This window comes from bacterium, from assembly GCA_030690305.1.
GTDB lineage: Bacteria > Patescibacteriota > Minisyncoccia > Phycocordibacterales > JAGLPS01 > JBBUCK01.
This window is the reverse complement of sequence record JAUYHB010000024.1, coordinates 53,557-65,772: the sequence shown is the minus strand read 5'-3', so window position 1 is coordinate 65,772 and position 12,216 is coordinate 53,557. Positions and strand designations below refer to the sequence as shown.

The following is a 12,216-nucleotide window of genomic DNA, read 5'->3' as shown; positions in this document are numbered from 1 at the left end:
GAACCCACTCGGTGTGTCGTCTCGTATGAACATCGGACAGGTTCTCGAAACGCACCTTGGTTGGGCGTGTAAGGCACTTGGCATCAAGATTGCTACACCAGCACTCAACGGTATTCCAACAGATCGTATTGTCGACTTCCTCAAATTTGCAGGTCTACCCGAGAGCGGAAAAGTACAGCTCTTCGATGGACGAACAGGCGAAACATTTAAGCATCTGACAACGGTCGGAGAGGTGTACATGCTCAAGCTTCTCCACCTTGTCGAAGATAAAATTCACGCTCGCTCCGTCGGTCCGTACTCACTGGTCACGCAGCAGCCACTTGGAGGAAAAGCACAACACGGAGGTCAGCGTTTCGGAGAAATGGAAGTCTGGGCGCTTTTGGGTCACGGAGCGGCATACACATTGCGTGAAATGCTTACCGTCAAGTCCGACGATATTGTCGGACGTTCCGCCGCATTTGACGCCATCGTTAAGGGGGAACGTATAACAAATCTGAATATACCCGCATCATTTAATGTTTTGCTCAATAATCTGCGGGGACTGTCGCTTGATGTGCGGCTTGAAAAGAAAAGAAGGTCGAGTGATGAGAAGAAGGGAAATAAAGAAGACTAATCCACACATACCATGCATATCAAACCAAAACAAAACGACTCAAGCGACTTCGATACAATCTCTTTGGGGGTTGCTTCGCCTGAGCGCATTCGTGAATGGTCGCACGGAGAAGTGACAAAGCCTGAGACCATCAACTACCGAACTCAGCGCAGTGAGAAGAATGGTCTGTTTGACGAACGTATCTTCGGACCGGACCGCGACTACGAATGTTACTGCGGGAAATACCGCGGTATCCGTTATCGAGGCATCGTGTGTGAAAAGTGTGGAGTTGAAATCACTCGCTCAATCGTGCGCCGTGAACGCATGGGCCACATTGAACTCGCAAGTCCCGTATGTCACGTATGGTTTCTAAAAAGTATGCCCTCTCGCGTAAGCCTTATTTTGGGTATTCCCGCACCGGATATCGAAAAGGTGGTTTATTTCGCAGGATATGTGGTGACGACCGTTTCGCTTGCCGAAAAGGAACGGATTCTCCGCGACCTTGATTCGGAATTTAAAGCCAAAATAAAATCAATTACCGAAGCGAAGGGGAAAGAGGAAATGAAAGAACGTCTTCTTGCCGCCCGCAAAGAAATCGAAAGTATCAGAGAGGGAGCGGTGCTTGACGAAGTCGAATATCACAACTACTCGGTAAAATACGGTACGTTGTTTGAAGCGGGAATCGGCGCTGAAGCTATTTACAATATTTTCAAAAAAATCGACCTCAACAAATTCATTACGGATTTGGAAAAGCAGTTGGAGGAAGCCTCAGCGGGGGAATCCGAGCGGCTTCATAAGCGTCTTTCTCTTATCCGTTCAATGGCCCGGTCAAAAATTCGTCCGGAGTGGATGTTCATGACAGTTATTCCCGTCATTCCGCCCGCATTGCGTCCGATGGTTCCGTTGGATGGCGGACGATACGCGACCTCCGACGTTAACGACCTGTACCGGCGCGTCATCAACAGAAACAATCGTCTAAAGAAATTGAAGGAAATCAACGCTCCCGACGTTATTTTGCGAAACGAAAAAAGAATTTTACAGGAAGCCGTTGATGCGCTTATCGATAACACGATTCGCCACGGGAACAACCTAACTTCGGCCATTAACCAGTCCCAACGCCGCCCGCTTAAGTCTCTTGCCGATAACCTGAAAGGGAAGCGCGGCTTGTTCCGCCAGAACTTGCTTGGAAAACGCGTCGACTATTCGGGACGTTCCGTTATCGTTATCGGTCCGGACCTTGCGATGGATGAATGCGGATTGCCGAAGCACATGGCTCTTGAACTCTTCAAACCATTCGTTATTTCCGAACTTTTGAAACAGGAACTTGCCTTTAACATCCGCGGCGCGAGCCGTCTTATAGAAGAGGGAATTCCCGAAGTCTGGGCAATTCTTGAAGATGTTATCAAAGGCAAATACGTACTCTTAAACCGCGCTCCGACCTTGCATCGCCTTTCTATCCAGGCATTCAGACCCGTTCTTATTGAAGGAAACGCCATTCAAATTCACCCGCTTGTCTGTACCGCGTTTAACGCGGACTTCGACGGTGACCAGATGGCTGTTCACGTTCCATTATCGGAAGAAGCTCAGCTTGAGGCGAAGATGATTATGGCCGCGGACAAAAACATTCTAAAACCGGGAAGCGGCAATCCGATTATCAGTGCAAAGATGCTTGATATCGTTTTGGGCTGTTACTGGATGACAAAAATCGTTCCGGGCTCAAAGGGAGAAAACAAATTCTTCTCGAGTCCCAACAGCGCCATCACGGCATACGAATTCGGAGAATTGGATTTCCGCGCGCCCATCAAGGTACTTCCGACGGATAAACCGAAATACACTCCGTTTCAGGGAAAATTATTTGAAACAACGGTAGGACGTCTGCTTTTCAACAGCGTGTTGCCGTCCGACTACCCCTTCTTAAACGAAGAAATCGAGAGAAAGAAAATGTCCGCGCTTGTTGATGACCTTATTGAACGATACGGTATTGAAAACGTGCCTAAAATAATGGACAAAATCAAGCGATTCGGATTCAAATACACAACCGTTGCCGGTATTACATGGGGATTGGAAGATGTCAAAGTTCCCGCTGGAAAATCTCGTATCATTGAAGAAGCGGAAAAGAAAACCCAAACGGTGCTTGAGCAATACAACGCGGGACTTATTTCAGGCGAAGAACGTTTCAGAAAAAACATTGAAATATGGCATGCCGCTAAAAACGAAGTTGAGGCTCTTATTCCGGATACATTGGAGAAAAACGGTCCCGTCTACGACATGTTGAAGTCGGGTGCCCGCGGTTCTCTCGGAAACCTCACTCAGATGGCCGGCATGAAGGGTCTTATCCAAAATACCGCCGGAGAAACCATCGACTTTCCAATCATATCCTCAATCAAGGAAGGTCTGACTTCAATCGAGTACTTCATTACCACGCACGGTTCCCGTAAAGGCTTGACCGATACCGCGCTCAACACCGCCAAAGCCGGATATCTTACAAGAAAATTGTTTGTCGTTGCCCAAGACGTTGTTGTTTCCGAAGAAGATTGCGGTACCAAAGAAGGAATCATCATCAAAAAAGAAACGGCTTCGGGTATCGACCTTTCCATCGTCTCAAAAATCAAAGGACGGTTCTTGGCTGAAGACGTGAAGGATGATAAGGGAAAAATGATTTTCGAACGCAACCACTACCTCACAAAAGAAGAAGCGCAAAAAATTGAAGCCGCGGGAATTTCCGCCGTTCGCGTGCGTTCGTCTTTGACCTGTAAATCAAGTCTCGGTGTATGCGTGAAATGTTATGGTGCCGACCTTGGAAATAATAAAATGATTAACATCGGGGAAGCGGTTGGAACTGTCGCGGCCCAAGCTATCGGTGAACCCGGTACGCAGCTGACAATGAGAACGTTCCATGCCGGAGGCACAGCTTCAGTCGGCGGTGACATTACCGCAGGTCTTCCTCGTGTCGAAGAAGTGTTTGAAAAACGGAGACCCAAAAACCCCGCTGTCATAAGTCATGTTGACGGTGTCATTTCCGACATTCAGCCGTCCGCCAAAGACATGGTCATTACCATGTTGCCGGAAGGAGGAAGTAAAGGAAAATCGAAAGATTCGGTTGAGTATGTCGTCAGCCGGGCTCGCATGATTCTTGTCAAAGTGGGCGACAAGGTTCTCAAGGGAGAAATGCTTACCGACGGTTCGGCCGACCTCGACGAATTGTTCCGTTTCGCAGGCAAGGAAAAAACTCAAGAATACATCATCAAAGAAATCACGAAGCCGTATGAATTGCAGGGAGAAACGGTATCGCGAAAACACATTGAAGTTATCATGAAGCAGATGTTTTCCCGTCGCCGCATCAAAGACCAGGGCGATACGCCCCTTACGGTCGGTGACGTGGTAGATGATGTAACGCTTGCCAAAGAAAATGCTGCCGCCAAAGAAAGAGGCGGGGAGGAAGCGAAAACCGAATCCGTCATCATGGGTATCACCGAAGTATCTCTTTCAAAGAAAAGCTTCCTTTCAGCCGCTTCATTCCAGCACACGACCCGCGTCCTTATAGACGCTTCCATACGCGGTAAGGAAGACCACCTTTCCGGCCTCATGGAAAATGTCATTATCGGGCGTCTCATCCCCGCCGGTACCAGTTATGAAGGAAGTCCCAAAAAAGAATTAATCGACAAGCTTCAAAGGCAGTACGAAAATACGACAGAAGAGGAAGGCGAAGCATAAAGAACCCTGCGGGGAAGCCGCAGGGCGCCAGAAGTTGAACCCCAGTAAAACTCTATCTAATGTCTTCTTCAAACGTTTCCACAATAAAAGAAAAACTCGATATCGTTGATGTTATAGGGTCCTATGTAAAACTGACGAAGGCAGGTAAGCACTACAAAGGTCTGTCACCTTTCACCAACGAAAAAACTCCTTCTTTTTTCGTGTCCTCGGAGAAGGGACTCTACTACTGTTTTTCTTCGGGAAAAGGAGGCGACATGTTCTCTTTCATCCAAGAAGTTGAAGGAGTTGATTTTCAGGGTGCGCTTAAAATGCTTGCCGACAAAGCGGGCGTGCAACTTGTTTTTGAGCCGAAAGAAAAACAGGAAGAACGCGACCGTCTCTACGACTTGCTCGAAAAGGCCACGCAATTTTTTGAAGAAAATCTAAAGAAAAACAAAGAGGCGACGGACTATCTTCTTAAAAGAAAATTGCTTTCTCAAACAATTGCCACGTGGCGGATCGGATACGCACCCAATGAATGGCGGGCGTTATACGAAGCCATGATTTCGCAGGGATTCAATAAGGTTGATATGGAAAAGGTGGGGCTGCTTAAAAAGGGGGAAGAGGGCAATCCGTACGACACATTCCGCGACCGAATTATTTTCCCGATTTTTGACACGGTGGGCCGTATCATAGCGTTTTCGGGAAGAATCTTGCACGACACCCCCGATGCTCCCAAATACCTCAACAGCCCGGATACGGTGTTTTTCAACAAATCGCAGGCTCTGTACGGACTTCACCGCGCGAAAACGGCGATACGGAAACATGATTATGCGATTTTGGTTGAAGGGCAAATGGATATCGTATTGTCCCATCAGGGTGGTTTTACCCATACCGTCGCGTCATCGGGAACGGCGCTTACCGAAGGGCATCTCACCATGCTAAAGAAGATTTCAAACCGCGTGGTTATGGCATATGACTCGGACGAGGCAGGACGCAATGCTTCATTACGCGCCGCCGATATCGCCCTTCCGCTCGGGATGGAAGTAAAGGTTGCCACATGCCCCCAAGGAAAAGATCCTGCCGATGTGTTAGGGGAGAACACGGAAGACTGGAAGGAAATCATAAAATCTTCCAAACATCTTATTGACTTTTATCTTGATAAAGTGATTTCCGAAAACAAAGGCAACACACGTTCTCTTGGCAAGAACATCAAGGAAAAAGTGTTGCCCTATGTGCGGGGTCTTTCGAGTTCCATTGAGCAAGCGCATTTTGTGAAAAATATTTCCAACAAAACAAATATTCGAGAAGAGGCATTGTGGCAGGACCTCGGGAAAACGGCGGCAGGCAAAACCACGGAAAAGAACACGACATCTACCCCGTACCAACCGCGCCTTTCTCCACGTGACGAATTGGTGGGAATAGTATATTGGCAAAGCGGCCTTCCTGAACCTGCCGTCTCTGCGGATCGTATTACCGCAATTGTTGAAGAGTATCTCGGGAAAGAAGCAGTTGACACCCTTTTGCACGGAACCGAAGGAATGAAAGAAATTTTCACCATTCACGTTACCGAATTGTACGGACAACGGCCGGTTACCGAAAAAAAGGTGCGGGAAGTCGCGGAAAACTACGCACGGACGCTTTTGCGGGAAGAGGCGAATATCATACAACAGGAAATAAAAATTGCCGAAGAAGATAAAAATGAAACTCTACTCGGTAATCTTTTGAAAAAACAGGCCGATATTAATCAAAAAATCGACCGGCTCTCGGGGATCACATGACCCGTACGCCCGTAGGTTCTTTATTTTATTATCTATCACGTTTATTTACATGATTAAGAAAAAGAAAACAAAAAAACAAGCCGGAAAATCCCGCTCCCACCAAAAGAAACGCCCGACAAAAAAACCCGTAAAGAAAGCGGCTGTCACCGAGCATAAGGGGACAAAAAAGGAAAACTTTGAAATGAAGGTGGAAATTTTGCTTGGGAAAGGGAAACAGCGGGGTTTTGTAACATATGACGAAATCCTCAAAGAGTTCCCGACTATTGAAGACAACGTTTCCTTTCTTGATGAACTGTATGAACGTTTGACCACCAGGGGCATTGACGTTTTGGAAGGAGGCAATCTTTTGGATACCCCAATCGATGACGATGTTGCTCTCAAAAAGCTCGGATATAAAGACGACTCGACTTCTGGAGAATCATACGATTCGATTCAGATGTATCTTAAGGAAATCGGACAATATCCTTTGATTAACGGGGCACAAGAAAAGGAACTTGCGAAACGAATTCTCGCCGGAGATGATGAAGCAAAAAATCTCCTTGCCCGGTCAAACCTTCGTCTTGTTGTTTCAATCGCCAAAAAATATGTTGGTCGCAGTCCGGACCTCACGCTTCTCGACCTTATTCAAGAAGGGAACCTGGGCCTTTTCAAAGCGGTAGATAAGTTTGACTGGACAAAAGGTTTTAAGTTCTCAACTTACGCGACATGGTGGATCAGACAGGCAATCACGCGTGCGTTGGCCGACCAGTCCCGCACCATCCGTGTGCCGGTGCATATGGTTGAAACAATTGCGAAATACAAACAGGTGGTGCGTCGTCTTTCCCAGGACCTTGGCCGTGACCCGTTACCGGAGGAAATTGCCACAGAAATGAATATGGAAGTCGAAAAAATTTACCAAATAGAAAAAATCGACCAAAATACGGTGTCGCTTGAAAGTCCGGTGGGGGATGACGGAGACGACGGAAAATCGGTACTCGGGGACTTTGTTCCCGACGACAAAATCCTTTCACCCGAAGAAGACACTTCTCGTCGTATCGTTGCCGACCAAGTCAAAGAAATTCTCGACAGTCTTCCGCCGAAAGAAAGAAAAATTCTTGAAATGCGTCATGGTCTTGTCGATGGGGTAACGCACACTCTTGAAGAAGTCGGAAAAGAGTTCGGGGTAACCCGAGAGCGTATCCGTCAGATTGAGGCAAAAGCGCACGAAAAGATGCGTCAGCATAAAAAGATTAACCGTCTGCGCAACTATCATTAAAAAAGAAAAGCCCTTCGCTTTATGCGAAGGGCTTTTTTCTTCAGACCCCTTTCCCCTCGGGTCGTTGAAGTGAACAATCTTTTTTTCAGAGACTAGTGAGCGCGACTGGCGCGAACTCGAGGAATTTTCTAGTAAGAAAATATCCGTACTTTGAAAAAGAGATTGCGAACAGTTTTCATTTGCGAAAACGATATGCATGCTCGCGTACAAATTTATTGCGTTGGGAATAGAAATACGCGATAAAAATCTCATGTACCCCGTTTCGGAATCTCATTGGCATGCGTTTCCATATACGCAACGCTTCGGAAGGATTTTCGTCTTTAACTACTGTTTCGAAAAATCTTTCCATCATTTTAAACTCCGCTTGGGTCGGGTATTTCCGCTGAAATTTAACTGCAAGAAAGTACTGACAAATTATCTTCCGAAGAGAATTTGGGGAAGGTGACTTTTCAAAAGCGATAACCATATAATCAAATAAAGATTCAGGATACCGCTTTTCCCCTATTTCCAATGTCGGTCTTCTCAGGGTCAGTGCCCGCCTGATTGTCTCGGCAGGTATGCATGTTGCTTTTGACATTTCTTCAACATCAATTTTCACGCGCATATATGCCTCCTTTCCGCGTTTTCAAATAACTCTGGGATTCACTTCGGAGTATACCATTATGCAATGGTATAATCAGCCTTGACATGACGGATTCCGAATTCCAAAAAAGATACAAAGCCCTTGATGAAAGGCAAAAACAGGCGGTTGATGCGATTGAAGGGCCGGTTCTGGTTCTCGCGGGTCCGGGAAGCGGAAAAACCGAGATTTTAAGCCTTAGAATAGCAAATATTCTTCATAAAACGGACACCTCACCATCGAATATTCTGTGCCTTACTTTTACGGATTCCGCCGCGTCAACGATGCGCCAAAGACTCCAAGGTCTTATTGGAGGTGAAGCATATCGGGTAGGAATCTATACGTTCCATAGTTTTAGCGTTGATGTCATAGAACGTTTCCCAGAATATTTTTATGACGGAGCGAATTTTCGTCCTGCCGACACCGTCACCCAACTTGAAATTCTTGAGACTATTTTTTCCGAACTGTCTCACGATGACCCGTTAAGAAAAACTCATCCCGAACAGGGATACGTGTACCTTAAGGATGTCCATACAGCCATCGGACAACTCAAAAAAGCCGGGCTATCCCCGGCGGACTTCCGTTCATTACTGAAACGAAACGAAAAGGAACTTACCTCTCTTTCAAAAATTCTTTCTCCCGCGTTTTCAAAGCGCATGCATAAAAAAGAAATCCGGTCTTTGGAAAAAATCTGTGCCCACATCAAAAAAAATATTGATTTGAAAACACCTGTCCGGCCTGTCTCTTTTTTCCTGTTTGAGGCGCTCTCCTTGGCTATTAACGATGCCAAAGAAACCGGCAGCACAAAATCGCTTACCGCATGGAAGGAAAAATGGTTTTCAAAAGACGAGAAGGGGAATCCCGCCCTCAAAGACTCGCTTTCTCTTCCAAAACTTTTTTCTCTCGCTTCAATATATGAGGCGTATGAAAGTAAGATGCATACGCAGGGATTTTATGATTTTGACGACATGCTTCTTCAGGTTATTGCTCTTCTTAAAGGGAAAACATCTGTCCGTCTTGATTTTCAGGAACGGTATCACTATGTTCTTGTTGATGAGTTCCAGGACACGAATGACGCTCAGATGAGTCTCCTTGAAGTTCTGACGAATCATCCTGTCAACGAAGGTCGTCCCAATCTTATGGTTGTCGGTGATGACGACCAGGCCATATACAAATTTCAAGGGGCGGAAGTCGGGAATATCCTCACTTTTAAAGAACGCTATATTAAGCCAAAAATTGTCACGCTTGCGTCTAATTATCGCTCAACAAAAGATGTTGTTGACCTAGCGCTCCATGTCGCAAAAAAGGGGGAAAACAGACTTGAACACCGCTTTCCTGAAATCAAAAAGACTCTTATTTCCGTAGGCAAAGAAAAAAAGGGGGATGTGGTGTTTCGGAATTTTATCCGTAGTGACGATGAATATGCGTTTGTTGCCGATGAAATCGAACGATTGATAAAAAACGGTACGGCCCCCTCGTCCATAGCTGTTATCGGCAGGAAGCACCAGTTTCTTGAAAAAATCGTGCCGTACTTGTACCGCAAAAAAATTGCCGTAAATTACGAGCGTCAGCAAAATGTATTGCGCGATAAACATATCGTGGAAATTATCGGCATCGCCCGGTTTCTTGTCACCCTCGGAAGGAAAGACAGGGAAGAGGCGGACAACTTACTGCCGGAAATTCTCAGCTACCCGTTTTGGGGTATTGAAAGAAGGGCGATTTGGGAAATTTCTTTGGAAGCTTCACGTACGAGAAAACCATGGCTCGCAATAATGGAAAAATCAAAAAATCGGCGTATAAAGATACTTGCTTCTTTTCTCGTCTCCCTCTCAATCCGTTCCCTCAACGAGCCGCTTGAATACATTCTCGACGACATTATTGGTACGCACGTGTCTTTGGAGATGCTTTCCGAAAATGAGACAGCCGCCCTTCCTTCAAAGAGGGTATTTGTCAGTCCCTTCAAAGAATATTATTTCGGGAAGACAAAATTTAATACCGCGCGCGCGGAATACCTTGTCTTTCTCTCGGCGCTGCGGGTTTTTGTTCAAGCGCTCCGAGAATATAAACAGGGGAGAATGTTGCGCATTGACGATCTTATCGACTTTGTTGACACTCATGAGAAAAATGAAATTATCCTTGCCGACGAGGGGGCGTTTTTGACCGGACGTCCCGCAGTGTCCTTACTTACCGCGCACAAAGCGAAAGGATTGGAATTTCCGGTAGTGTTTGTTCTCCACTGCCAAAACGAAGTGTGGACCGGGCGTGGAACAATAAGCAAAATTTCTTTTCCCGCCAACCTTCCCATTGCGCCGGGCAACGACACAAAAGACGACCACATGAGGCTCTTTTTTGTGGCGATTACCCGGGCAAAACACACACTCTACCTTTCTTGCCACGCTGTCGGAGAAAACGGAAGGGCGATGTCAAAGCTTTCTTTTCTTGTTTCCGACAAAACACATTTAAACAAAAAAATATCCGACATTCTTTCCGCGCAATTTTCTGTTAATCCGGAAGCGGGAAGAGGGGAGAAAGACGTTGTACCCATTACGCTTCCATTCTATGCTCCCCCTTTTGTATCCGATGAAAAGGCCCTACTTCTGCCTCTCCTGGACGATTATAAGATGAGCGTGACCCATCTCAACAATTACCTAAATGTTATTCACGGTGGCCCTCAGCTGTTCCTTGAGCAAAACCTTCTTCGTTTTCCCCGGGCAAAATCGGCAAGTGCGTCATTCGGGTCGGCAGTGCACAAAGCGCTTGAATTGTCCCACCGGGCGCTGAAAAAAACGGGGACGCTCCCCACGCGCACAAGGGCTCTTGGTTTTTTTGAAACGTCTCTTCAGGAAGAGCGTCTTAGCCAAGCGGATTACGCGCGTGAACTCAAGAGAGGAATCAAAAGCCTTACGGCATTTTACGAGTCGCAGAAAAAAAACTGGAGTGCCGAGCAGCTTGTCGAAGTCAATTTTTCGCGCCAAAACGTTGTCATTTCGGGCGTGCCGCTTTCCGGAAAAATCGACAAGTTGGAAAAACTTGCTCACGGACGCATGAAGGTCTATGACTGGAAAACAGGCGCTCCTTGTTTTTCGTGGAAAGCTTCCGGAGTGTACGATAAAGTCAAACTGCACCAGTATGCCGAGCAGCTTATTTTTTACAAGATTCTCCTGGAACACTCAAAAGATTTCAGTGACTTTGAAGTCACCGAAGGAATACTCCAATTTATTGAACCAAAAGGGGGAAAGCTCGCAAGCCTTTCTTTGTCTCTTTCGGAAAAAGAAACGTCGCGGATGGTCGCCCTTATTGTTGCCGTATACAAAAAAATTCTGGCCCTGGAGTTTCCATCTGTTGAAAAATACGAAAAAAATCTTTCCGGAATTATCGCGTTTGAGGATGATATTTTGAAAGGGAATATCTAGGGACGTCCGAGAATGAGATCAAAAATACCCTTGAGGAAGCTGTAAGGAAATGCTCCACTTATGGCAACTTTTGTTTTGTCCTGAGAAATCAATATTGCGTCCGTTCCCGTCTGCGCCCGCAGTTGCGCCGCAAGTTGGCCTATGACCCCCTCGGCATCGTCGGTTAGTTTTTTCTTTAATATGATAACGGAGAACGGGGTGCCACGGCCTCCCGCTTTCACCGCTTCCTGTTTGTCGGCTTCAACCGTTGCGGCGTATTTCCCGCTTGAAAGGCAATTATTGAACGCGGTTACATCAAGACCTACCTCTTTTGCGATAATGGGAAGTTGCGCGGCATCAAGCTGGTTGTTTGAAGGGGTGATCTCATAAATTCTATCGGTATATGCCCAAAACTTCTCATTTCCGCCCAGTTCAGCCGCGCACTCAAGCGCTTCCGATTCTTTGGCGGCCTTCGGGTGAAGCTCGGGAATGGGGAAATGTCGATATACCCAGGCAAGGGAACCGTCCTTCCCATATTCATCGACTACTTGGTGCATTGTTGTGTGAAATTGCTTGCAGAACGGGCATTCGGTGTCGGAGAATTCAACCACGGTAATTGCGGCAGCAGGATTGCCTAAAATATGCTCGGTTGCGCTTACGGGCTCAAGAGTAATTGTCACTTTCTGTGGAGTGCCCGTTTGTGGCTGCTGTTGTGTTTGGGAAGTACTTTTATTTGAAAAATAAATCGCTCCCGCGATAAGGGCTCCGGCAACGACAATAGCAAAGGGGACTGTCCATTTGTTCTGCGTAGTATCCATGGTAATAGACTGTGATTTGTTAATGAGCCTCATTTTACCACAGCCATTCCAAATTAGCAGGACTTA

General features: G+C 46.5%; 7 protein-coding genes. 5 read left to right on the top strand and 2 right to left on the bottom strand.

Features of this window, described 5'->3' with window-relative positions; translation table 11 throughout:
* The 4 genes from Q8O71_03385 to Q8O71_03370 form a co-directional block, all read left to right on the top strand.
* Positions 1 to 613: DNA-directed RNA polymerase subunit beta (locus Q8O71_03385; protein MDP2705406.1), on the top strand; the 613-nt coding region annotated here is incomplete at its 5' end.
* A gap of 12 nt (positions 614 to 625) precedes the next feature.
* On the top strand, positions 626 to 4,306 hold the full coding sequence (gene rpoC / locus Q8O71_03380; protein ID MDP2705405.1) for a DNA-directed RNA polymerase subunit beta': 3,681 nt from the start codon (positions 626 to 628) through the stop codon (positions 4,304 to 4,306).
* A 59-nt stretch (positions 4,307 to 4,365) separates the two neighbouring features.
* The gene (dnaG, locus tag Q8O71_03375) at positions 4,366 to 6,066 is read left to right on the top strand and encodes a DNA primase (protein ID MDP2705404.1); all 1,701 of its coding nucleotides are present in this window, start codon (positions 4,366 to 4,368) and stop codon (positions 6,064 to 6,066) included.
* Between the two features lie 181 nt (positions 6,067 to 6,247).
* Complete coding sequence (locus Q8O71_03370; GenBank protein ID MDP2705403.1) at positions 6,248 to 7,321, top strand: sigma-70 family RNA polymerase sigma factor; 1,074 nt, start codon at positions 6,248 to 6,250, stop codon at positions 7,319 to 7,321.
* 175 nt (positions 7,322 to 7,496) lie between these two features.
* On the opposite strand, the gene Q8O71_03365 is transcribed toward Q8O71_03370, so the two are convergent.
* Positions 7,497 to 7,925 carry a hypothetical protein gene (locus Q8O71_03365; protein ID MDP2705402.1) on the bottom strand — a complete coding sequence of 143 codons (429 nt, stop codon included), beginning with the start codon at positions 7,923 to 7,925 and terminating at the stop codon, positions 7,497 to 7,499.
* A gap of 83 nt (positions 7,926 to 8,008) precedes the next feature.
* Here Q8O71_03365 and Q8O71_03360 point away from each other — a divergent pair, with 83 nt between their 5' ends.
* Positions 8,009 to 11,353, top strand: coding sequence for an ATP-dependent DNA helicase (locus Q8O71_03360; protein ID MDP2705401.1), 3,345 nt, complete (start codon positions 8,009 to 8,011; stop codon positions 11,351 to 11,353).
* Here the strand turns inward: Q8O71_03360 and Q8O71_03355 are convergent.
* Positions 11,350 to 12,150, bottom strand: coding sequence for a thioredoxin domain-containing protein (locus Q8O71_03355; GenBank protein ID MDP2705400.1), 801 nt, complete (start codon positions 12,148 to 12,150; stop codon positions 11,350 to 11,352). The genes Q8O71_03360 and Q8O71_03355 overlap by 4 nt on opposite strands.
* Positions 12,151 to 12,216 lie beyond the last annotated feature (66 nt).

Bases quoted from the DNA above. Each gene is read 5' to 3' on its own strand.
- Q8O71_03365 (MDP2705402.1), bottom strand. From the start codon at position 7,925: ATGCGCGTGAAAATTGATGTTGAAGAAATGTCAAAAGCAACATGCATA.
- Q8O71_03355 (MDP2705400.1), bottom strand. From the start codon at position 12,150: ATGGATACTACGCAGAACAAATGGACAGTCCCCTTTGCTATTGTCGTT.
- Q8O71_03370 (MDP2705403.1), top strand. From the start codon at position 6,248: ATGAAGGTGGAAATTTTGCTTGGGAAAGGGAAACAGCGGGGTTTTGTA.
- Q8O71_03360 (MDP2705401.1), top strand. From the start codon at position 8,009: ATGACGGATTCCGAATTCCAAAAAAGATACAAAGCCCTTGATGAAAGG.
- dnaG (MDP2705404.1), top strand. From the start codon at position 4,366: ATGTCTTCTTCAAACGTTTCCACAATAAAAGAAAAACTCGATATCGTT.
- rpoC (MDP2705405.1), top strand. From the start codon at position 626: ATGCATATCAAACCAAAACAAAACGACTCAAGCGACTTCGATACAATC.